At 44.9% G+C, this 24,881-nt stretch carries 15 protein-coding genes; 7 read left to right on the plus strand and 8 right to left on the minus strand.

What is annotated here, in order from left to right; genetic code table 11:
* Positions 1 to 11: 11 nt before the first annotated feature.
* The 6 genes from nikA to MLD56_RS13085 are packed head-to-tail and all read left to right on the plus strand — an operon-like array spanning position 12 to position 6,301.
* Entirely contained in the window at positions 12 to 1,547 is a 1,536-nt protein-coding gene (gene nikA / locus MLD56_RS13060; protein ID WP_029515123.1) for a nickel ABC transporter substrate-binding protein, read from the plus strand.
* 1 nt (position 1,548) lies between these two features.
* Positions 1,549 to 2,493, plus strand: coding sequence for a nickel ABC transporter permease (gene nikB, locus MLD56_RS13065; RefSeq protein ID WP_029515125.1), 945 nt, complete (start codon positions 1,549 to 1,551; stop codon positions 2,491 to 2,493).
* Positions 2,490 to 3,344, plus strand: coding sequence for a nickel transporter permease (gene nikC / locus MLD56_RS13070; RefSeq protein WP_029515126.1), 855 nt, complete (start codon positions 2,490 to 2,492; stop codon positions 3,342 to 3,344). Before nikB ends, nikC begins: the two co-directional genes overlap by 4 nt.
* A gap of 8 nt (positions 3,345 to 3,352) precedes the next feature.
* Positions 3,353 to 4,189: an ATP-binding cassette domain-containing protein gene (locus MLD56_RS13075; protein WP_241113296.1), complete on the plus strand. Its 837-nt coding sequence runs from the start codon at positions 3,353 to 3,355 to the stop codon at positions 4,187 to 4,189.
* Complete coding sequence (locus MLD56_RS13080; protein ID WP_029515132.1) at positions 4,182 to 5,024, plus strand: ABC transporter ATP-binding protein; 843 nt, start codon at positions 4,182 to 4,184, stop codon at positions 5,022 to 5,024. Before MLD56_RS13075 ends, MLD56_RS13080 begins: the two co-directional genes overlap by 8 nt.
* Positions 4,991 to 6,301, plus strand: coding sequence for an MATE family efflux transporter (locus MLD56_RS13085; RefSeq protein WP_029515134.1), 1,311 nt, complete (start codon positions 4,991 to 4,993; stop codon positions 6,299 to 6,301). Before MLD56_RS13080 ends, MLD56_RS13085 begins: the two co-directional genes overlap by 34 nt.
* Positions 6,302 to 6,422: 121 nt before the next feature.
* On the opposite strand, the gene katA is transcribed toward MLD56_RS13085, so the two are convergent.
* From katA to MLD56_RS13110, 5 genes are all read right to left on the minus strand, one after another.
* Positions 6,423 to 7,880 carry a catalase KatA gene (katA, locus tag MLD56_RS13090; protein WP_029515135.1) on the minus strand — a complete coding sequence of 486 codons (1,458 nt, stop codon included), beginning with the start codon at positions 7,878 to 7,880 and terminating at the stop codon, positions 6,423 to 6,425.
* Positions 7,881 to 8,170: 290 nt separating this feature from the next.
* Positions 8,171 to 8,773: an adenylyl-sulfate kinase gene (cysC, locus tag MLD56_RS13095; RefSeq protein WP_029515137.1), complete on the minus strand. Its 603-nt coding sequence runs from the start codon at positions 8,771 to 8,773 to the stop codon at positions 8,171 to 8,173.
* A 59-nt stretch (positions 8,774 to 8,832) separates the two neighbouring features.
* Complete coding sequence (locus MLD56_RS13100; protein ID WP_029515138.1) at positions 8,833 to 9,732, minus strand: TIGR02452 family protein; 900 nt, start codon at positions 9,730 to 9,732, stop codon at positions 8,833 to 8,835.
* Positions 9,729 to 10,220, minus strand: a complete 492-nt coding sequence (locus MLD56_RS13105; RefSeq protein ID WP_029515139.1) for a riboflavin biosynthesis intermediates N-glycosidase — start codon at positions 10,218 to 10,220, stop codon at positions 9,729 to 9,731. Before MLD56_RS13105 ends, MLD56_RS13100 begins: the two co-directional genes overlap by 4 nt.
* A gap of 28 nt (positions 10,221 to 10,248) precedes the next feature.
* A complete protein-coding gene (locus MLD56_RS13110; RefSeq protein ID WP_029515141.1) occupies positions 10,249 to 11,154 on the minus strand; it encodes an NUDIX hydrolase in 906 nt (301 codons plus the stop codon).
* Positions 11,155 to 11,446: 292 nt separating this feature from the next.
* Here MLD56_RS13110 and MLD56_RS13115 point away from each other — a divergent pair, with 292 nt between their 5' ends.
* Positions 11,447 to 11,749 (plus strand): hypothetical protein, encoded by a 303-nt coding sequence (locus tag MLD56_RS13115; protein ID WP_069011801.1) that lies wholly within the window; start codon positions 11,447 to 11,449, stop codon positions 11,747 to 11,749.
* A 110-nt stretch (positions 11,750 to 11,859) separates the two neighbouring features.
* Here MLD56_RS13115 and MLD56_RS13120 read toward each other — a convergent pair whose 3' ends face one another.
* From MLD56_RS13120 to MLD56_RS13130, 3 genes are read right to left on the minus strand one after another with little or no spacing between them, the layout of a single operon-like run.
* Complete coding sequence (locus MLD56_RS13120) at positions 11,860 to 12,741, minus strand: glycosyltransferase family 17 protein (RefSeq protein WP_029517521.1); 882 nt, start codon at positions 12,739 to 12,741, stop codon at positions 11,860 to 11,862.
* On the minus strand, positions 12,738 to 21,320 hold the full coding sequence (locus MLD56_RS13125) for a non-ribosomal peptide synthetase (RefSeq protein WP_241113515.1): 8,583 nt from the start codon (positions 21,318 to 21,320) through the stop codon (positions 12,738 to 12,740). Before MLD56_RS13125 ends, MLD56_RS13120 begins: the two co-directional genes overlap by 4 nt.
* Positions 21,321 to 21,327: 7 nt before the next feature.
* Positions 21,328 to 24,756, minus strand: a complete 3,429-nt coding sequence (locus tag MLD56_RS13130; RefSeq protein ID WP_029517519.1) for a non-ribosomal peptide synthetase — start codon at positions 24,754 to 24,756, stop codon at positions 21,328 to 21,330.
* Between the last annotated feature and the right edge of the window lie 125 nt (positions 24,757 to 24,881).

Genomic DNA, 24,881 nt, shown 5'->3' on the forward strand with positions numbered 1-24,881 from the left:
AGGACTCCCTGTTGTTTAAGCGTTCTTATTTTAAACTATTTATACCTGCGGTAATGGCGGTGATGATGGTAGCCTGCGCTTCATCTCCGTCAGCTTCACCCTCTCCATCTGCTGCACCACAAGATAAAAGTGTCACCTTATTGTTCAACGTGCAAAGTCCTACTATAGACCCCCATTCAGATGTAAATTACACAGCTGTTCGTGCTGGGGTAAGTGAAACACTGATCAAAGTGAACAAGGATCTTAAGCTGGAAGCTTGGCTTGCAGACAAATGGAACAGCAAGGACGGACAGCACTGGACCTTCAACATCCGATCAGGTGTGAACTTCCACAGCGGTAAAGCCGTCAATGCTGCTGCTGTCAAAGCCTCTTTGGAAAGAGCATTAAAGCTCAATCCATCGGTCAAAAATGCGCTACATATCCGTGATATTCATGCGGATGGACAGATTTTGACCATTACGACAGACAAGCCTTTTCCGGAATTTGTATCTGAGCTGGTTCATCCAAATACGGCTATTATAGACACCACAGTTACAGGTGACCTCCCATCAGGAACAGGGCCGTTCAAGGTTACCAGTTTTCGTGCTGGAAGTGAATTAAATTTAGATCGCAATAAACAATATTGGAACGGTGAAGTAAAGTTGAAGCATGCCAAATTCATGTTTAACGAAGACGCCAATGCACGTCAGCTTGCTTTTCAAGCCAAAACTGCTGATATTGTGTATCGCCCGCCACTTGAAAGCCTAGAGCTATTGAAAGCTGATTCTACCGTTAAGGTTGACTCACTTCCTAGTTTGCGAACGCATCAACTTATTTACAATATGAACAATAACGATCTGAAAAAGACGGCTGTGCGTAAGGCATTCGATAACCTGATCAACCGTGATGAGATTGCTAGCGGTATCATGTCCGGCCAGGGAACCCCTGCTCAAGGGCCATTCTTGCCCGACTTTCCATTTTCGCCGGAATATATTACGAAAAAATTTGATTTAAATGCTGCACGAGAAGGCTTCAAGCAAGCTGGATATACAGTGCAGAACGGAAAAGTTGCAGCCCCTGACGGCAAGCCGCTTCAACTTACATTACTAACTTACCAGTCGAGAGCGGAACTTCCACTCATTTCCCAGCTGATTCAGGCTAATGCTAAAGAACTTGGCATTACGATTGATATCCGTCAGGTTGATAATATTGACGAATATCTTGCCGCTCATCAGGATTGGGATTTAGCGACTTATAGTAGCATTACAGCCCCGCGCGGCGATGCAAGCTATTTTCTAAATGCGGCTTACATGCCTGAAGGAGCACTAAATTATGGGCGTGTGCATGTACCGGAACTCACGAGTATGATTTCACAGCTGAACACAACCGTGAATGAGGAACAACGCAACAAGCTGGCGCTGAAAGCTGTCACACTGATTGACCAAGAAAATCTGCAATCCTTTCTGGTCCATCCAAACAACGTAGTGGCCTATCGCGATTACGTACATAACTGGGTAACTAGCCAAAGTGAATATTACTTGCTAACCCAGGACCTGGATGTGAACTAGCATGTTCAAATCCATGGCCAAAAAGTTTCTTGAACTAGTTTTGTTCTTTCTTATTCTTTCCTTTGTGAGCTTCTGTCTGCTTAAGCTTGTTCCGGGCGATCCCGTCCGGAGCATTCTCCGAGTCGATGATGTAGCTGTGTCCAATCAGCAAATTACGGATATGCGCAGCCAACTAGGGCTGGACCAACCATTACCTGTGCAATATGGTAAGTGGCTGGTTCAGTTGCTTCAGTTTGATTTTGGACAATCTTATTTAACCCATCGTCCGGTATTCACAGAGTTTATGGAAAAACTGCCTTATACACTGCTGCTGACCGGCGGCTCCCTGTTCATTATGCTGCTGATAGCTCTCCCGCTGGGAACAATGGCGGCGCTCTACCGTAACCGCTGGATTGACAGCGCCAGTCGTGTGTTTGCCTTAATCGGCTCCTCGATTCCCAGCTTTTGGCTGGGGCTTTTGTTTATCGAATGGTTTGCAGTTAAATTGCGCATTTTGCCGTCTATGGGCGAAGGAACCGCTTTTCATTTGGTACTCCCGTCTCTTACCTTAGGATTGGCAATGGCGGCCGTTTATGTACGAATGATCCGCGCAAGTCTGATTGAAAGCTCGGGGCAAGACTTTATCAAAGCGGCGCAAGCGCGTGGCATCAGCCCCATCCGCATTTTTTTCAGACATATGCTTCGTCACAGTCTAGTTCCACTCATTACGGTATTCAGTGAGAGTATAGGCAGTCTACTGGGAGGCACAGTCGTAATTGAAGTGCTATTCGCCTATCCGGGACTGGGAAAATGGATTGTGGATGCCATTGCTGCAAGGGATTACCCCATAATTCAGGGCTATACCGTATTTATGGCTGTATTCATTGTATGTATCAATATTTTGGTAGAGCTGTCCTACCGTTGGGTCAATCCTGAAATCGCTTTGAAGGAGAAACGTTTATCATGATAAAATCCGTACATGCGGAAAACGGGCAGCTCACTAGAACGCGATTGTCCAAAACATGGATCGTGTCGCTCTCCATCCTGCTCATTCTTTCAGCAATTACAGTCGTTCCGTTTCTTGTACCGCAAGATCCGTATCGTATCCAGATGGGGAATCGACTACAATCGATCAGCGCTACGCACTGGCTGGGAACGGATCATTTGGGCAGAGATGTACTATCGAGAGTCATAGCTGGACTTCGGACGACTGTCGGAACCAGTTTGTTGATTTTGGCAGTTTCGCTGGTTGTCGGGGTCCCTCTTGGTCTGTTTTCAGGATTTATTGGAGGCTGGATGGATCGTGTATTCAAGCGGGTGGTCGATGCCTTCATGACATTACCAGATTATATTTTTGCCATTGTGCTGAGCGGTTTGCTCGGACCAGGCTTAGTAAATCTTATTTTCGCGGTGACGGCGGTAAAATGGGTTGGTTATGCACGCCTAGTCCGTAGTACCGTGCTGGCTGAAAAGCAAAAGGATTACATTTCGTTATCCATACTGGCGGGTACCTCCTCCCTGCGGATTGTCATGCGGCATATTCTCCCCCATGCCATTGGGAATGTTCTTGTGCTGGCTACGCTGGATATCGGCAAAATCATTTTAATGATTGCCTCCCTATCTTTTTTGGGCTTAGGTCCACAGCCGCCAATTCCGGAATGGGGTACTATGTTGAATGAAGGACGAGCGTATTTTCAAATGGCTCCCCACCTGATGCTGGTTCCTGGGATAGCTGTCGTGCTAACCGTGCTACTGGCAAACGTATTTGGAGATAAACTACGCGACCGTTATGATGTTAAAACCCGGACAGAGGAGTGAATTGGCACATGCTGACTATTGAAGGCTTAACGATTCGGACCAATGTAAAAACGATTGTAGAGCAACTGGAGCTTGCCGTTCGTCCGGGGGAATGGTGTGCTCTTGCCGGCGAAAGTGGTAGCGGCAAAAGCATGACGGCGTTCGCTATCGGCGGCCTTCTCCCCTCTTCTGTTACAGCGGAAGGTATCATTGCGTGGAAGGACAATAATTTACTAGATCTACCCGCTAAACAAAGGCGCTCTTTGCTTGGCAGTGAAATATCCTACATTTTTCAAGACTACCACGGGGCTTTCACCCCCTTTCTGCGTGTAGGCAGCCAACTGGACGAGCTGATGCGCGCCCATGGCAAGCAAGATCGCAAGGCGCGCAAGCAGCGCTGTATCGAGGTGCTGGAGCGCGTACAGCTTCCCGCCGAGCGTGTGTACCGCAGCTATCCGTTCCAACTCAGCGGCGGTCAATTGCAACGGGCAGCTATTGCGGCTGCACTCCTGCTGGAGCCGAAGCTGCTTATTGCCGACGAGCCTACAACAGCGTTGGATACGCTCACAGCTCATCGGGTGCTGCAGCTCATTGATCATATCCGGATGGAAACGGGCATTTCCGTCTTGTGGATCACTCACGACCTACGTCATGTACGCAAGTATGCAGATCGAATCGCAGTGATGCGCGAAGGTTCACTGGTTGAAATAGGTGAAACGCAAGCGGTGCTGAACCATCCGGACCACCCGTATACTCGTCGTCTATTGGCAGCTATTCCGCCGCTGTCTCCGGGCGCTCCAGCACGTTTACCTTACAACAGCACTGAAGAACAGAACGCAATGGAAAGGAGCGCTGTACATGAATAATCAAGCCGCCTGCGCTCAGCGGCAAGCCACGTCTCATCCTGTCGTGACCGTCTCCGGTTTGACGAAGGCTTACACTGGAGGCAAAACGGTGCTGAAAGATGTTGCTCTGTCGATCTCCCCTCGAGAATGTCTGGGCATTGTCGGGGAAAGCGGCAGTGGGAAAAGCACACTCGCTCGCTGTATATTGACATTGGACCCATTTGATCAAGGTGAGCTTAGACTGGATGGGCAGTCTATCAAGGGATTAAAGCGGAGCGAATTAAAACGGATTCGCAGCAGGCTGGGTGCAGTTTTTCAACATCCATCTGCGGCTTTGAACCCCAGACTAACCATCCTGCAATCCCTGCTGGAGCCACTGGACCAGCTTAAGTACTATGTTCCTTCCTTTATGGCGGGTATGTCCTCAGAACGTCGGGATATAGCAGAACATTTGCTTGATATGGTAAAGCTTCCAGCCAGCTATCTGGACAAGTTTCCACATCAGCTTAGCGGTGGGGAAAAGCAGCGTGTAACCATCGCACGTGCCATCAGCACAGAGCCGGATTTTATCGTATTGGACGAGCCAACAGCAAGTCTGGATGTGACCACACAAGCCACTGTTTTAAATCTGCTCAAGGATTTGCAGGATGAGCTAGGATTGGCTTATCTGTTTATCTCACATGATCTGGCGGCTGTGTACTTTATGAGTGATCGAATCATGGTCATGAAAGAAGGCAGTGTGCTTGAGCATTTTCCCAAGGAAGCATTATTTCATTCGGATCGCCATCCCTATACACAATCATTACTGGAGGTTTTTTCAACATGTTGCCTTCCCACCGAGCCTATCTTGCTTTAGCTATCCCATTAATTATTTCGACGATTACAACCCCACTACTCGGTGCGGTGGATACAGCTGTAATCGGTCATTTGAGCCATTCCGCGTATTTAGGCGGTGTAGCAGTGGGCACTCTTATTTTCAATACTTTATATTGGCTGTTTGGCTTTCTACGAGTCAGTACATCAGCTTTCACGGCCCAAGCCACGGGGGCACAAAATAATGACCAGGGCATAGCTGCTCTCATGCGCCCACTGGCCATTGCTTTACTCATTGGTGCGGTATTCATTGTGTTACAAAAGCCCATTCTGTTAGCTTCTCTGCAACTAATCCATCCGGCTCAGGATGTGGCGGCGCAGGCAGCAATTTATTTTAACATTCGTATCTGGGGAGCTCCTCTTACATTAGTGAACTATGTGCTGCTCGGCTGGCTGATGGGATTATCCCGTGTGAAGGCTACATTATTTTTGCAAATTACAATGAACGTAATCAATATGGTATTAGCTATTGTATTTACACAGATCATGCATTGGAATGTCACTGGTGTAGCAAGCGCTACTCTGATTGCGGAAGTTTTTGCATGTATATTGGGTCTCGTTCTGGTGTTCCGCTCATCGATTTGGAGAGAATGGAAGCAAAGCGGACAGATGAATTGGCGAGGATGGTTTGGAGCTTCAGAGTTGAAAAGTGTCATGGCAACAAACCTTGATCTTATGATCCGTACAGCCTGTCTGCTGACGATGTTTAATCTGTTTACGGCGCGCAGTGCGAGCTTTGGAACCGATCAATTGGCGGCAAACGCTATTTTGTTGCAGATCCATTACATTATGGCTTACTTTTTTGATGGGTTCGCCAACGCCAGTAGCATCATGACGGGTCAGGCTCGGGGTGCCGGGGATCGTAAAATGCTGCAAAGAGTTATTCACTTGTCCTGGTTCTGGACACTGGTGACCAGCGTAGTGACGGGAGGATTGTATTTCGCACTGAAAGAGCCGCTTATCTCACTATTTACGGGTAATGCTACAGTGATTAGTCTTACAGGCCCTTATAATGGATGGCTTGTGATCTTTCCGCTGGCAGCCGGGCTGGGACTGGTATTCTACGGTGTGTTTACGGGAATGACGGTAACGTATCCCATTCGTAATTCGATGCTGATTTCATTGCTCTGCTTTTTGATCGCTCTCTTCTGGTGCGTTCCCCATTATGGGAATCACGGGCTTTGGCTATCCTTTATCGTATTTGCACTAGGACGGTCACTGTTTCTTGTAATCTATTTACCTCGCTTGCAGAGGATATAGCAGCACCTGATTTACATCGCTCTCAAAAACAAAGGATGTCCCATCCACCATGTACGTGGTGTTGGGACATCCTTTTATTATTTATTCATACGGCTTTCAGGTTAGGAGTTTGCAGATACCTCTACTCGCCTTGAGGAACGGTCAAGCCTAAACCTTCGGCTACACGGCGTCCGTATTCAGGATCAGCTTTGTAGAAATGTCCGATCTGACGCAGTTTGATTTCATCACTTTCTACGGGCTTCATCGCATTTACGATGTTTCGGACCAGGCGTGCACGCTCTTCTTCACTGAGCAAGCGGTATAGGTCGCCCGGTTGTGTGTAGTGATCATGATGATCGTAGGCTACGCTTTGAGCTTCGCCAGACACTTCAAAAGGAGCCATTTTGTGCGCAGGTGATTCTTTGGGTCCACCGAGACTATTAGGCTCGTAATAGACAGATCCTCCGCCATTGCTGTCACTGCGCAATGCACCATCGCGTTGGTAGTTGTGAACTTCCGCATGCGGACGGTTGATCGGCAACGAATTATGATTTGCACCTACACGGTAGCGATGTGCATCGCCGTAGGCAAACAGGCGTCCTTGCAACATTTTATCCGGGGATGCCTCAATACCAGGAACAAATGAACCCGGGGAGAATGTCGCCTGCTCTACCTCAGCAAAATAGTTCTCAGGATTGCGATCCAGCACCATGCGTCCAACCTCGATCAGCGGGTAATCCTTTTGAGACCATACTTTTGTCACATCAAATGGATCAAAGCGATACGTATCTGCATCTTCTACCGGCATAATCTGCACATGAAGTTTCCATGCAGGAAAATCACCTTTTTTGATGGCATTAAACAAATCTTCTGTATGATAATCCGGATTTTCACCAGCAATTTTCGCAGCCAAATCCACATCAAGATTTTGCACACCTTGCTCTGTTTTAAAATGATATTTCACCCATACTGCCTGTCCTTCGGCATTTACCCACTTGAACGTGTGACTACCGAAACCATGCATATGTCTAAGAGTAGCTGGAATACCGCGGTCAGACATTAGAATACTTACCTGATGCAGCGATTCAGGAGATAAGGACCAGAAATCCCAGACCGCATTCGGGTTTTTCAGATGGGTTTGGGGATGGCGTTTTTGCGTATGAATAAAGTCAGGAAATTTAATGGCATCCCGAATAAAAAACACAGGTGTATTATTGCCCACGAGATCATAGTTGCCTTCTTCTGTATAAAACTTCACCGCAAAACCACGCGGGTCGCGTACAGTATCGGACGAGCCCAGCTCACCCGCCACTGTAGAAAAGCGAATAAACATCGGTGTACGCTTGCCCACCTCAGACAAGAAGCTTGCTTTTGTATATGCAGACAAATCATTAGTAACTTCAAAATATCCGTGTGCTCCTGCACCTTTTGCATGAACGACGCGTTCCGGCACACGCTCCCGGTTAAAATGCGCCAATTTCTCCAGCAGATGCACATCCTGAATTAGTGCGGGACCCCGTGAGCCTGCTGTGATTGAATTTTGATTATCTCCAACAGGAGCGCCCCAGCTTGTAGTCAGGTTCGTTGGTTGGTTACTCATGATTGAAATCACCTCTTAAATGAATTGGTTGACTATGTGCTTTTTACTATAAGTTGTGCACAAACAAAAATCAATACTTTTTTATAATAATTATAATCTAGGATTTAGAATTAGTTTAAAATCATAAATAAAAAAGCAAGCCCTATAAGGCTTGCCGTATATGCACTACTGTATTTATTTACTAATAAGTATGCTTCCATTTTCACGTTCTGTAATGATTCCTTTGATCACTTCTCGAAGTTTTGCCATTGAGGCTTTCAGACAATATTCATATAGAATTCATCATAAAATCATAAAAGTAGCTGCTTGCTATCGAGAAAATCCAAGATATCCTGAACCGACGGGATTACCTCCCGCCCTTCAGTGGATACGATTAGATCCGGTTCCAACGGTGCTTCATAAGGAGCATCAATCCCCGTAAAATGATGAATTTTTCCGGCGCGCGCTTTCTTGTACATTCCTTTTGGATCGCGTCGCTCACATTCCTCCAGGCTGCACTGTATATATATCTCATAGCAACCTTCTTGCTTTAAAATCTCCTTTACCATTTCACGATCTTCACGATAAGGGGAAATGGTGGCGCAAATGGTTAGGACACCCGCATGTGCCATTAGCTTTGCAACTTCAGCAATACGACGAATATTTTCTTTACGGTCAGCGGGTAGGAAACCTAGATTCCGATTTAAACCATGCCGAACATTATCCCCATCCAAAATAAACGTGTGTATGCCTCGTGCATATAACGCTTTTTCAAGTGTGGAGGATACCGTTGATTTTCCCGAACCAGACAGCCCTGTAAACCAAAGCACCGGACTTTTATGGCCATTCAAAAGCTGACGCGCTTGCTTATCAATATCGGACACATGCCAGGTTATATTCGAAGATGGTTCCATTCAGCACCTTCCTTTTTCATGGGATATTATAGTAAACGATTTAATGCACTGCCTTTACTTCAAGAAAGAACATTTTTAAAGCTGTTTAAAGTATGTTGGTCTGCTTTGTGATCCAACACTGCAAAAACAATCCGGTCAAACAGCAAACCATATCCTTCATCTACAATCACTTGCTTGAACCAGAGGGCAACCTCTTCCGGCTTATTGCGGAATACCCCGCAACCATAGGCTCCCAGCACAAGATGTTCTACGCCGTTTTGCTTAGCCATTCCAAGAATGTAACGGATTCGCTCCAGCATCACTTCACCAATCCGATTCACCTGCTCTGGCTCCCGTTCTCGCACCACTCCAGCATTTACAGCAGGTGCGGTCAGGAAATCGACTTGATACGGCTTCTCCAACAATGTTCCCTGATCATCCCGAAATACCGGAACTTCAGGCGAATAAATCATATAATCTGAATAAAAACAGCTCCGCAGCTTCCGATTATGTCCATACATCTCTTCCATTTGTGAAATGCAAGGATACAACGCTGACGAACGAGCCAAGCTTTCCTCTTGAGCCTGGCTGCCTCCGAGAAATCCACCTCCCGGGTTTTTGGCTGATGCAAAATTCAAACACGCCACGTGGGTCAGCTTCTCCTCTACCTGGAGTCTGTATGCCGCCTGTAACGTGCTTTCTCCCGTAACCTCCAATTTTGCAATGATCCTCTGTTCGTCTATGCGAGAAGAAGGCTCCAATATACTTTTTATTCTTTGCTCTGCCTCTTGTTTTACAGTTACCAGCTGAGAAGGTGTATATAACTTCGAGCCTGTGACCGCATTCCCTATGTCATTTGTCATATTTACTTGAGCCTGTTTGTTATTCGTATAATACCCATGTCCCAAAATGGATAGTGTTTCCTGCGCCATATGCGACCGGGCATCTCGGTTGCTCCGGGAATTCATTGTATTTTTCATGATGACGATTCCTCCTTTTGCAATACATCCTCACGTAAATTCGTCAATATTTCTCCTAGCCAGTTCGTGCCACGCCATAGCTTGCGGTTCCGTATACGAGCATCGTTCTCAGCTAAGCCTACACCCCAAATGGTGTCGGTTGGACTAGCCTCAACCAGAGTGGTTCCTTTCGTTTTAAGCAGGTGCTTGAGCAAATTCGGATTTTGTGTAAATTTGGCGTAATTACCGTCATACACAAATTGCCGGCAATTGGCCTCCCACAAGGATTGGTCAAATCCGCGCACACTGCGGCCACGGGCTTTTTGTTCCCTTGGAGTAGGGGCTTGCATAATTTTCAAGGCCGCCTCTTCATCCCCAAAAAGCTGGGCTTTTTTTAACATCATATATTGCTCGGCACAGTTAAACTCCATTCCATCCACGACAAAATCAGAAGGATACCATTGCGAAAACGGCGAATGACTGCGATAAAAAAACGTAAACTTTTCCATGATGATTCCTCATTTCATATTCCTTATGTTACATAAAACGCGACCGAGGCTTAAATCGGTATAACTTGGATGGACGGTGTCCGGCCGCTTTTCTATACTCATTGGTTTCTTCCACGAGATCAGCTATTTTGCGACGAAAAGCTGCAGCCAACAGCTCCTTACCTAGAATAATTTCATACACCTGCTGAAGCTCACTTAGTGTAAATAGAGCCGGCATCAGGTGAAATGCGATATCTGTGTATTCTATTTTGCTGCGCAGACGCTCTATACCGTACGCAATAATTTTGGCATGATCAAAAGCAATTCCCTGTGACTCCAGCACTTCTCGCTTGATTTCAATGGTTCTTCCCTTAAGAATTTCAGTTATTTTTACTTTGGCTGACAGATGGATGTCCCCATGCTTCAATGTGATGTCAATGTCTTGTTCCCATGTGTAACCTTCCGGCTGATTCGTCCGCGTCTCCTGAGCTACGCTGTAATCCAGCTCAAACCATTGGGCATCAGCGGCATCATCCCCCGCCTGTACCTCCAAGGAATCGTGGTCAACTAAAGCCATGTAAGCGCAACTGATCACCCTCATACGTGGATCACGTGCCACATCTCCCCAAGTATATAGCTGCTCCATATAAATCTGATCCACATTCGTTTCCGTTTTAAGCTCGCGTCGTGCAGCTTCTTCCAGACTTTCATCTATGCCTACAAAACCACCTGGCAACGCCCATTGTCCTATATAGGGATGCTCCCCTCTTTGGATCAAAAGAAGCTGTAGGGTCTTCTCCGGCAGCTTACGGTAATTTTGTTGGAGCTGATCCATTACCGTAAATAGCAGCATATCTACCGTTACGGATGGGCGCTCATATTCACTCGCATCATAAGCGGCCAAAAATTCCTCTTCCGTCAAGCCACTGTAATTATGTTTCAATCCATCTGTCACTTGCGTCACCTACCTGTTCATATATGGGTATTTCATCGCTTTTGAGTCAAAAGTGGCGAATGCTCTATGTAACTTTTAATTTGAATCAATTGATAAAAACAAAATGTTAATATCAATACAATAATATATAAAAACTGCTTCGTCAATAGGGTGTATAGACCTATTTTTAATCGTTTGATAGTACTATTAGACTGTTTACTGAATTTCACTTGTTGCTTATTGTCATATCATGTATGATGTTTTGGTCAATATAGGAAACACAACATACTAATCACGTAGGGAGAAGATCCAATTGTCTAACCAGTTTAATCCGCAAAACAATCAACAAGGAGCACCATCCAGACCAGCCCCTGTGTACCCGCCTCCAGTCTCATTCAAGGAATGGATGATCAGTTTACTTCTGATGGCTATACCGGTAGTTGGACTTATTATGCTGTTTGTGTGGGCATTTAGCGGCTCGACTAATCCGAGCAAAGCTAATTACGCTAAAGCAGGCCTTCTTTGGGCCGCTATTGTAATCGTGATCTATATCATTATGGCTGTTGCTCTGTTGCCTGCACTCATAAGTTCATTGAATTCAAGCAGCTACTATTGATTCCAAGTACATAGCAAAACAACCTTCCGATAATTCAATCTGATACATCAGAAGGTCTTTAAACTAAACTGCCGACCCCGTCGGCAGTTTTTATTTGATCTCTTTTCCCTTTAATTGTACCAAAGATCATCTGTTTTAAGTTCCTGTAGACTGCTCAAAAACGATTTTGAGTTATCAACATAAAGTTCAGTATCAATATAGTACAGCTTTTTATCATGTAAGCATTGATCAATATACTCTGCATTTAAAATACTTTTATCTTCTACATTGGCGGCAAAAGCTTGCAGTTTGGGAAGCGCGGTTTTCTGATATTCAAGCCATGAATGATGGAATCCAGCTGGCTCCTCCAGACAATAAATGTCATGATACAGCGCTTCAGCAATCCCTTTCTTCCTGAGATAGTCGGGTAAGAAAGGCATACTTTTGAAGTACCGGCCGGTCATGGCGAACACGCGATAGCTCCAATAAGGAGCACCGTGATTAGATTGGCAAAAAAGATTCAGGAAGAATACAGAGTAGTGCATTTTAATTGTAATAACTTGATGTTTCTTCACTTCCGAAACAATACGATCCGCCATCCGGTTATCAATGATCTCATCAAAATCAGCCAAAATGATCACATCATCATCCTCAACCTTATCCTGCAAGATAGAGGTACTCTTGTTTCTTTGGCAAGCCTCATTATGAAACGCACTGTTATGGCTGAGCAGACGCCAGTACCAGCGGTCAAAGTTGTCCGCACCGCAGCTATCCACATCAAAGTACAATGAGTGCTTCTCAGGTTCACGAAACAGTTGATCCGCATGAAATGGATGATAAATGACCTTGGGACCAACATAATCTGGATTAAAGTTCCGAGGCTTATCTAAATAGCTGAACGTCTTGTTAGCTTCGATCACGTGCAACTCATCAATCCAACCGGAATTTTCTTTTATTTTAATATCTGCAATGCGATTTTCATTGAAAAATGGACAAAATTCATATATTTTCATAATCTGAAGCTCCCCTCCGCTATCATGGTATATGGGCGAACACTGATGCTTTGGCACAGATGTCTGGATATGAGGCGTATTAGCTCAGCGATCGTCTGATCCTTATAATGCAGTGAACTATAATAGCAGGTTAAACTTAATCTGTCGCATCTAAGATCTGCCGTCATATTTAACTTGTAAGCAGAGGGATTGTCCGCCGCGTTCGTATTTCCGTAAGATATGGGTAAAGGCTCAAACAAATCATCAGCTATCCCGTTCATTTCCTCTGATTGGTAATGGAAAAGCATGTGTGTTCCGTCCCTTAGTGGTTCCTTATCTAGATAAATTCCCTGTATCATATGTCGTAAAATAAAATAATCCAAGCCTTCAGATGGAATATGCCGCAACGTATGTGTGACATGTCTCAGTGCCGTTTCCCAATTCCCCAATAGTTCTCCTTCTGGGATCTGAATTCGAAGGGGGTATGCACCGGCAAAAAAACCGATAGTACGATCAATCATAATACCCGGCAAAAAAGACTCACGTTGATAAGACATCACATGCAGCAGCAAATCCGATTGCTTTTTCAATTGGAAACAAGCTTGTGACAACGCCGTCAGTAAGATGCTCAGTGGAGTAGTATGATGCTTCATAGCCAATGCTTTTAGAAGAAGAATATGCTCCTCTCCTTCAAGTAAATCATACGTTATAGTTCTCATGTGTCGGTGAAGAGGCTGTATCTCCGATTCCCTGTCAACCTGTAAAGATTGGCCGCCTTCCACAACCTTACTCCAGAAAGTGGATGCTTTAGGAAAAGGGCCCTTTGCCGCATATTGCGACAACGCTATGCACCAATCCCGATAACTGCTTTCCTTCTCCTCCGCATGTAACGCCAAATCACTCCTTTTTCCCGGCAAGAGAAGATGTCTCAACTCTTCTAAAAAAATGTTTATGGAAATCCCGTCAAAAATTAAATGATGGAACAGAAGTAATATCACCTGTTGTCTCTTTTCGCAATAATGGTCAAACAACACAACTTTCCATAAAGGTCCTTCCTTGATATCGAATTCATGCTGCACTTTCGAGCAGTATTCCGAAATGTAGGCGTCATGTGATCCCGAGACCATGTGCAAATCTACGTAAGAAACTACCTGTCCTGCACTTATTGTCTGCTCAAACTGATACCATTCATCATCCAGTTGAGCAAACGACAGCCGCAACGTCGCATGTTTCTTCAATAGTGGTTCAATCGACGCGTTCAGCAATTCTGTAGGAATGTAATTCTTGAGCCGAGCCAAGTAAGGTACATTAAACATGTTATAATTCACGAGATCTCTTTGGAAAAAACGTTTTTGTACAGCAGACAGCGGAAATCCGTCATCCGGGTATTCTTTTCTTATAGACTGAATATATGGGATATCCACGTTCGGACAAAGGTCAGTTGCTGTATCCAGCATTGCATTGATCAATGAGAGGGCCAAACGTTCGATCGTCTGTTCGCGAAATATTTGGTTGACCGTAACCGGATATCCGCTTTTTTGCAACAGGCTGGCTATGCGTAGTGCATGGAGCGAATGTCCTCCCAACGTATGAAAATCTTCAGCCTTGCCAATGTAATCAAGCTTCAGAACCGTGCACCAAACTGCTTCTATGGTTTGCTCCAGTTCAGTCTTCGGTCCAGCATTTGCTTCCTTATCGCTGCTATGGATTTCAAGTAAAGGAAGATTTTTGCGATCGATTTTCCCGGTAGCCGTTAATGGGAACGATTTCAGCCAAACGTAACGAAACGGTAACATATAAGAAGGAAGACCTTCGGCCATAAAAGTATGAAGCTGCTCCACTCGTTGCTCCTCTTCCGCTGTATAGTAAGCGATCATCCGCAAATCGCCATGAACCTCCCGGACAAAGGCCAGACATTCTTTCACTACAGGATAGCTGCTAAGACGGAACTCGACTTCTCCGAGTTCGATTCGATAGCCGCGAAGTTTTACCTGATCGTCAGCCCGTCCGATATACTCGATATTCCCGTCCGGCAGCCATCTTGCCCGATCTCCCGTACGGTATAGAATTGAATTCGTACCTCTTTCACCATCTTTGGCAGAACGATATGGATTCGGCGAAAACGCCTGCTGTGTCATTTGGTTTTGCTGCCAATAACCCCTTGCAACCCCGTCTCCTCCCATGTATAATTCCCCGATTGCTCCGACAGGCTGAACACGGCCCCGTTTGTCCAGAATATAACAAGTTGAATTACTAATGGGCTTGCCAATAGGGATATTCTGCTCAAAAGGCTTTTCGATCCGGTAGCTCGTCGAAAAGGTGGTGTTCTCCGTAGGACCGTATACATTGAGAATCGAAAGTTCCGGATTGGCAAGACGGATACGATTGATATGCTTAACCGACAAAACTTCCCCACCTATGAGCAACCATTGGAGTCTAGCAAATATCTTTTCATTTTCTTCAATCCAGTGATTACACAGTGCAGAACTTAGCCATAGTGTATTAATTCTCCACTCCTTCATCCGCTGCTCCAGCACATGTATATTTAGAAGATCATCTTTTGAAACTACAAACAGCTGTCCTCCATTCAGCAGCGTCCCCCAAATTTCAAACGTAGAAGCGTCAAAAACAGGCGAACCTGTATAGAGCAATCTGATATCAGAAGAAAACGGAAAATAACAGGTGTTTTTGACCAAGCGAATGACATTGCGATGTTCCACCATAACGCCTTTCGGTTTTCCCGTCGATCCGGATGTATACATTAGATAAGCAAGGTCATTGGGAGCAATCATGTTCTCCTTCTCTTCTGGTTCCACAACTCCATTTTGGTCAAAATACTTTGTATCCATCAGTGTTAAACGGATTCCCTTACAGGCTTCCGAGATACGTTCCGCTCCTTCCTGTGAAGTGATAATGGTGTCCAGTCCAGCGTCCTTGATTAATTCGCGGGTTCTTGCTGCCGGAAAATCGGGGTCAATGGGAACATAGGCATATCCCGCTTTCATGATCGCCAGGATGGAGACAATGAATTCAAGAGAGCGCGGCAAGTAAACTCCAATAAACTTTCCATGATTGTTATCATCAGCATCATCCGTTAACATCTTGGCAACGTACTGGGACATGAGGTTTAGGGTGTGGTAGGACATAACCTGATTGTGCGCAATTACTGCAGGCTGTGAAGACCGCAGCTCCACTTGCTCTTGGAATAGATCAATAATTGAACACTCTCTGGGATATGCTGTATACGTATTGTTCCAGTCGTAGACGATTCGTTCATATTCATCCTTGTTCATGAAGCAAACGTCTCTGACGTTGTAATTCGGGTATTCCAGCACATATTCCAGCGTATTTAGCAGATGCTCTGCTAGTCGACAAACCGTTTCTTGGTTCAATCGATCTGCATCATACATAAACTTGATGGTGATCTGTTCCCCGTCATTGGCAACGGTGATCGTCATTGGATAATTCGTTTTCTCTCGTTCCTCCATAGCTGACATCTTCAATTCATTTTCTGGTTGCCGATAGTCGTTCAAATAATTTTCGAATGCTACGATGCTGTAAAACATGACATGTCCTTGAATACCAGTCCAGCTCTTCAGTTCATTCAGACTCACATAGCTGTAGTCATTTAGTTTCTGAATGGTTTGGTGCAGCTTTTGTACATATTCAGTGATGGTTTGCTCGACATTCCAGTGCATGACCAAAGGCAGCGTATTAATCAGCATACCTGTGATCTGATCCGCTTTTGCAAGATCCGATCCCCTTCCGGAAACGACCATACCAAATATGGTTGTATCCGCATCTTGATAGACTTGTAGCACTTTACCCCATGCAAACTGCACCAACGTATTTAGCGAAACTTGCGCTTGCTTAACAAAATCAGCGATCCGCTTGGTTCGTCTCGGATCAATACAAAGAGTCTCGATCTGCTGGTTCTCAATCGGTTGATGTGCCTCGGGAAGTATGCCCTTCTCTATCGGTAGTTGGGTTGGCTCCGTTACGTCGGCTAAATATGCCTTCCAGAATAACTCGGCCTCTGTGCGATCCTTATTGTTTAACCAACGAATATAAGTTTCATAAGAACGGGTCAAGCTGCGCTGTGGCATCCGGTTTTGCAGGCTACAAGCATAGAGCTCATGAACTCGATTTATTAGTAGCGGCAGGCTCCAACCGTCCAGCAAAATATGGTGGTAGCTCCAGATCATCGTCCATTCGTTTGAAGCAGTCTGAATCAGTGTTATGCGGAATGCAGGCTGACTCAGATCAAAACGGCGATTACGATCCATTGTCATCCAGCGTTCGATACACTCTTGTTGCTGCTCTGGTTGCTCTACTTCAAAATCCAAAAATGTCCAATCCCATTCTGCATTTCGGATAATACATTGTATGGGCTTGTCCAACGCCTCCCAAATGTAGCAAGTCCGCAAGCTATCATTTTCAGAAATAATGCTGTTCCAGACTTCCCGGTAACGGTCAACCTCTAGCCTACCATGATATTTCCAACTAACCTGCACAAAGTATTGATCGGAACTAGGATGATCTAAATAATGGAACAGCAGTCCTTCTTGTAAGGGACTTAGGTACATCATTTTATCCAAACCATATTGCCAATGATATGTCTTTACGATCTCGTCAAGCGAATGTTGTTCCAGTGACACGGATGGAAAATCACTAGGTGTGAACTCTTGGTGTTCAGTCCGGCTACAATGTTCGATAATAGCAAGCACACGTGTTATAAAAGTATCTAACAACTGAGTAATGGTGGTTTCTTCATAGTGACGTTTGCTATATTTCATAAACAAATGCAGCTTGCTATGAACAATGGAACAGTTGAGTTCCAATAGGCTTGTTCCATGATTAAGCGGCGAGCTATAATCCTGTGCTGCGTCACTTGTAAACCCTAACCACTGGTTTAATTCGCTCGCATTCCCCTGATCAAACTGGCCCAAGTAATTGAAAAGAGCCTGAGGTTCAGAAGCTGATAACTCGGAACGGACTTCTGTATTCGGATGGCAGTATCTCAAAGCGCCATATGACATGCCGCGGTGAGGAATACAACGCAACTGCTCTTTGACAGATTTAATCGTCGCTCCCAAGGGGGAACTGTCCGTAATCTGAACGCATACCGGAAACATGGAGGTAAACCAACCGATGGTTCTTGTCAGATCTATATCGGATACAAAGTGCTCACGTCCATGGCCTTCTAAGCGAAACGAAATCGTCTTCTGCCCAGACCAAGCGGAGAGCGCCAGGGACCAGGCTGTAAGTAGCAGGTCGTTAATCTCGGTATGATAAGCCTGAGAGCAATGGTGCAAAAGCAGTTCCGTATCGTCAGGAGTAAGCATTGTAACTAATTCCGAAGACTCACTGCTCTTTTTACGATCCGGGTAATGGTCTACTGGCAGTACAAATGCTGTAGTTTGATGCTGTACTTTTTTCCAATATTCAATATGACGTAAAGTATCTTTATGTCTAGAATAACTCATCAATGCAGAATGCCACTTCTTGTATGGATTTAAAACGGGAGGCAACGCTGTACCCTGATACAATTGATACAATTCCTGAGCCAATATTCTCCAAGACACTCCATCAATGACCAGATGATGTATAGTCATAAACAGACGGGCTTTACCGTCAGGGTGGCCTTGAATTACTCCTGCATACATCATGGCGCCCGTCTCATAATTCAATTGTCTGTTCCACGTATCACATATGCTTGAAATTTCGGATTCGGGATAATCGACTTGTTGAAGGGTGTAGCTAGCCAGTTGAATGGAAGCATCCTTTCGGTAGCGCTGCGAATACGCATGTTCCTTGACTACGATCTCCATCGACAGCTCTGGATGTAATCGAATCAATTGATTAATGGCGGTTTCCAGCTTCACAGGATCACAATCACGGAGTACAAACAGCTGGGATTGGTTGAATATATGCGGCTCTACAAACTGTTGCTCGAAAAACCAGTGCTGGATCGGTGTCAAACCAAATTCGCCTGTCAAGTCAATGCTGAGATCTTCCTTTTGATCATTGTCTGTCCAAGTAACCACAGCAGCTAATTTCTGAATGGTTGGATACTCCGCAACTTGTCTTGGAGTAAGCATGATACCATGATCCCTGGCCATAGATACGACCTGAATGGCAAGAATTGAGTCTCCCCCAACCGCGTAAAAATGGTCGTTAACCCCGATATCTCCTCTTTTTAAAATCTGCCGCCAAATCCAAAGCAAGCGCTTTTCGAAACCGTCCTCGTCTGCTTCCACAATTTCATCAGCTTGATTAAATAAGGTACCCCTCGGATCAGGGAGAGCTCCACGGTCGACTTTACCGTTTGTATTTACTGGAACTGACTCCAGATAACAAAAATATGAAGGAACCATATAAGCTGGTAATACAGAGTTTAAGTGCTGTGTCAGATCGGCCTCTTTCAGCTCTTCTACAGCAGTATAATAGGCCACCAGTTTATGGTAGGCCCCGTCCTTCCAGGCTTGAACGACACATTGACCGATGTCAGGATGTTGGCGGAGCTGATGTTCTATTTCACCTAGCTCGATACGATACCCTCTGATTTTAATTTGTTCATCACTACGGCCGATAAAAACCAATTCACCATCCGGCGTCCATTTCACAATGTCCCCGGTTTTATATAGCCGCTCACTGTGTGGCGGATATTCACTGCTAATTACAACCTCTTTGTGAACGAACTGTTCCTGAGTCAGTTCTTCACGATTCAAATATCCTCTGGCAAGCCCTATGCCGCCCACCCATAATTCACCGGGAACGCCGACAGGCACAGGACTGCCGAATGGATTCAAAACGAATAAACGTTTGTTATAGACGGGTTTGCCGATTGTAATTTCTTTTCCCGGTCTGCAGACGGAAGTAGAACAAATAATCGTCACTTCGGTCGGCCCGTAAGCGTTCACGAATCGTCTTCCTCTTCCCCAATAGTCCACAATATCAGGCGTACAGGGTTCTCCAGCAGATACAATTGTCCGCAACCTTGGCAGTTCTCTATGTTTCATCGTTCGCAGCACAGATGGCGTTAGCATCGCAACGTGGATATTTTTCTCTTCAAGAATATCTGAAATGTCTGCATAAGGAGGCAGTTCCTCGTCTGACAGAACAACCACTGTTCCGCCTACTGATAGCGTGCCGATCCATTCATAGACTGAAGCGTCGAAACTAATGGAGGCGAATTGCATGACTCTTGAATCTGAGGTGATTCCAAACTTTTCAACAAGATAAGGGATCAACGTAACCAGACCCGCGTGTTCAATAAGGGTTCCCTTCGGTTTTCCAGTAGAACCGGATGTGTAGATGACATAAGCGAGATCATTCTGTGTAACCTTGATCTTCAAGTTTTCGTAGGGATAGTAGTCCTGCTGCACCAAGCATTCATCCACACAAATCAGCGAATATGCTCCCCTACCCATTTGAGAAATATATGGATTTAGCCTACTTACTAATTGGCTGTGCGTTATAATCATTTGGGCCTGTGCATCTTCTAAAATAAATCGCAGCCGTTCCCCAGGATATTGGGGATCGATCGGAAGATAAGCAGCGCCCGCTTTCATAACTCCAAACATCGACGGGATCACATCTGCGCTTCTATCCAAGACGATGGCAATCAGCGTGCCGGTCGGCAGAACGCCATGCCCCTGTATCGAATACGACTCTAAAATCATGCGGCTGATTTGATTTGCCCGGTGATTTAACTCATAGTAGGTCAGCTTCTGCTCTCCAAACTCTAAAGCGATTGCATCGGGTGTTCGGCTAGCCTGCTCCTCGATCAATTGAACCACAGTTTTATCCAAAGGATAGGCTTGTTCCGTATCATTCCATTGTTGCATCTGTCTGCGTTCTCTTGTGGTCAGCATGGGGTGAAATAGTACCGTCTTCTCCGGAAGAAGGAGTGCATTTGCCAGCAGTGTTTTGAAATGGCCTGCGAATCTAGCGATCTGCATTTTTCCGAAACGGCTGCCATCATACTGTATTGCGCACTCCAATATATCCGGGTCATACCGGTAGCAGAGCGCGATTTCTGGCTGATCTATACCGTAAAGGGGAGGGGACTTTTCCGCATTTAAACTTGGAGAAGGAAAGTCACCATAAATCTCTGCGATACACACATTGAAGAAATCCTTCCCTGCCCCTGATGGAGGATCAACTTTAGTTTGCTGCGAAAAATCCTCTCTCAATTCGTCGCTACTATGTTGTTTGTTCCATTCCATTTGTATCCTTTGTATCAAAGAGAGAAGATGATCTTCCTTCTGTATATGAATGAGTAATGGATAATCCAGACGACATTCTTTCCCTTCCTTGTCTGATACCACGGAATATAAAACAGGCAGAGCGTATTGATTGGAGTAATGGGATAGCAGTACGGACCATATGGCTGTTATAAAAGAAGGCATACCCAACTGATGATGCTGTACAAAACCCATAATCGTTTTGACCTGTCTTGTCCCCAAACGAATCTTGTAAAGTGCTTGATCATCGCCTTCGGGCAATCCGGCATTTCCTTTTTGCTGAGAAAATAAAGGCAAGTAACGTCGCGGCCTATCAGAACTACTCTGATTAGATGTATTAGCTGATTCCATCACGTTATTAAACCTCCCCTATCCGGGATGCCATACCGGCAGCTTGATAAAATGCAGCCCTGACTTCCTCAACCTCTATCTCGTAACTGCATCGTATAGAAAAAATAAGGCCGTCCGTGTAGGAAGAAGCAATGCAATTGAACAGTGAATAGATCGGTAGCGGATTGGGTTGCTTTATGATAGTTTCATCATAATAATTGCTGTATTTTGAGTCTGCCTTAGCGCTGTTTCCTAAATAGTTAAACATGAATAAGTCTAGTTGCTCGTACTGCTTCCCAAACTGTGCAAATGTTCTGGCACGTTCCCACTTGTCTTTGTAATCAGGACTTGTAAGAAGATGCATAAAATTAATCGTATGGTGTTTTAATAATTCCAGTCTGCTTCTGACAGACTGCATCATTTCATCCGGATTTTGTTTCAGTTCGATCAGCATAGGTACAAAATCAATAAATTCACCGGCCGTGTTATAATAAGCCGCCTCCTCGTACCTTCTTCCATCATATAAAAATAACAATGGTAGCTTATCCATACCTAAATAAGTTTGCAAGCCCCTTGTATAGACAGAAAGCGCAAACTCCAAAGAAGGATTTTCAGCAGGGATGCTTACGTTAAACAGGTAGGCTTCTGTGCACGTTCGAAGATTTGGTGCCTGGAAGACATTTTGCTTGCTTTTTTGGAACGCTTCCAGATTAAAGGCTGATATCAATTCTTGTTCCGTAATTCCTTTCGGTCCACTTTGGATTAGATTGACATACTCCACATAGGGCTTCACTTCATCCGTAGGAAGGGGTCGATTTTGAAGCAGACTCCTGTAGTAAGCAACCAACTGTCTTTCAGCTACTTCCGAGGTCACCCGATCGCATATCGCATGATGATAAATAGTTATGACATAATGTTCACGAAGGTTTCGTTTCAGCACAAACATGTGGAACAAAGTATGTTCTTCGGCGAAACGGGTGTTCGTAACATAATCATTTATCATGTCCGTAATGGGACCACATGGGTTGTAATCCGACACATCAATGATGTTGAGTTTTGGTAAACCATCGCTAGAAGGTACGTATTCCCTCCAATAAGTCCATTCATCTCTTTGGACCGGGACACTTCTCAGTAATCCTTGACTTTGTACAAAATGAGCGAAAGCCTGATCCAAAAAATCGTAATTCACGCACTCATCCAGCCTAAATATACCTAAACTTGGAGGTGTATCAAACGAAATTTGCATTTGCTGAATTCCACTTAGCGGATATTCTTGTGCCACTGCTCCTGTTTTAATCCACTGATCTTTTTTCAAATAATCGTTTTCCAGAAGCTTGCATAAACCTTCCACCTGATCCAGATCCATGCTTTTTAAGCCCAGACGTTGGAAAAATACCTCTTCATCCATGGTCCAGTATAGATCAGCCATTTTAGTTTTTTGATGCAGTGGTACAATGTAGTGTGGCAGTAGCTCTTGAGTTATTTTCCCGTCCATGATCCGCATGATATGGTTAACGTCAGCCACCGTGTCGCAGTAAAGCACCTGAATATCTCTAACTTCGTGAATAAAATCCCTTACTTGGTATTTCACCAGCTCGTAAACACCATCTGTTTCTTGGTGAAGCCAAGATATCAACTCTTGAGTTGTTTTTATGATGTCCTGTTGCTTTTCGGACCCTACAATATTATTCTGAGTTGAATGAAGATAATCAGCGAGTGCCCGAATCGTTTTATAGTGGTAAATGTCTGTTAAAGTGGCGTGATATCCTGCACGCTCCATTCTCGACATTAATGTAAGCGCATGAATAGAATGCCCACCGAGGTCGAAGAAGCTATCTAAAACACTGAACTGCTGCACACCCAATACATCCTGCCAGATGTCCATCAGCTTCGTTTCCAGTCCTGGCTTAGGAGACACATATTCTGCTCCACCATGCATATTCTCTTCAAGGGCCAACAGTGCCTTGCGGTCCAGCTTACCATTCAGTGTCAATGGCATTTGTTCTAGTTGTATATAAAAAGATGGAATCATGTAATTCGGCAGCTTTATAGAGAGAGCCGTTTTAATTTCATCTGCTGTCAGTTTTTTGGTCGCCGTAAAGTATGCTTCCAGTTGCTTTTGACCGGCCTCCTTTTCACGGGCAATAACTGCCGCTTGTTGTATATCATCTACTTTTAATAAATGCGACTCTATTTCCCCAGGCTCAATTCGATAACCCCGTATTTTCACTTGATCGTCGATCCGGCTGATATATTCGATGTTTCCGTCCGCTTGCTCTTGCACCAAATCTCCGGTTCGATACAACCTGCCTCCAGGTACCCATGAAGACTGAATAAACCTCTCTTCTGTCAGCTCTGGACGATTCAAATAACCTTTAACTAATCCATCGCCAGCGATGTACAGTTCACCTGCAACTCCCTGTGGCAGAGGATGCTGCTCTTGATCCAAGATGTAAACCTTCGTGTTGCTGATGGGTTTGCCGATCGGTACGGTATTTGCATTTTCGTCCAAATGATCGATATGATAATAAGTAGAAAATACCGTGCTCTCCGTCGGTCCATAGACATGAATTAAGCGGCCCGGACCTAGACGGGCAAACGCTCTACGCACATGGCTGACTGAAACCTTCTCACCACCGAATAGCAAGGTTTCAATTGTTGCAAAGCAATCGGGATCCACATCCACCAATGCATTAAAAAGTGCTGTCGTGACGAAGCATTTCGTGATCTTTTGTGTCCGTAGGACGCTTGATAGCTCACGTGCATTCATGGTTTGATCTTGTGAGTTCAAAACGAGAGTGCCTCCGTTAAGCAAAGCTCCATAAATACCAAATGTAGAACCATCGAACGAAAAACTGGCCACTTGTAATATCCTATCTTTTGTCGAGAATTGGATGTAATTCGGCTTTTTAACAACACGTGTAATATTGTAGTGCATCGTCAGGGTGCCCTTAGGTACGCCTGTAGAGCCAGACGTATACATAATGCAAGCAAGGGTGTCGGAACCTTGCTTAGATGAGAGATTCCCTGTTTCTTTCCCATAGTTCCGCTCGTCCATCAAATCCAGTACAACACTGGCGAGTTCTGTTTGCTGGTGGATTGGAAGCCGGGTCAGCAGGAGATTTGCACCAGAATCCGTCAGCATATAGCGTATACGTTCCCTCGGGTATTCAGGATCAATCGGAACATAGGCTCCCCCAGCTTTTAAAATCCCGAAAATTCCGATGATCATTTCCAATGAGCATTCGACCATAATTCCGACAGCCTCGTCTTGTTCTAAACCTTTAGCCCGCAAAACATGTGCTAGTTGATTAGCCTGTTTGTTCAGATCAGCATACGTCAAGTGCTTGTCCCCAAATACAACTGCTATGTGATCCGGTGTGCGCTCAACCTGCTCTTCGAACAGTTGATGAATCGTTTTCTCACGCGGGTAATCCGCTAACATACCGTGTACCATGCTTCACTTCATCTCCTTCTCCTATTAACTTTTTTAAAGATGGGAAACTTTCTTATGAACCAATGCTAAAAAAGGTATATGTGCCACTTAGAAGTGATTTCTGGATAGGCAGTTGGATGAAGAGA

Origin of the sequence: Paenibacillus peoriae (genome assembly GCF_022531965.1) — a bacterium.
GTDB lineage: Bacteria > Bacillota > Bacilli > Paenibacillales > Paenibacillaceae > Paenibacillus > Paenibacillus polymyxa_D.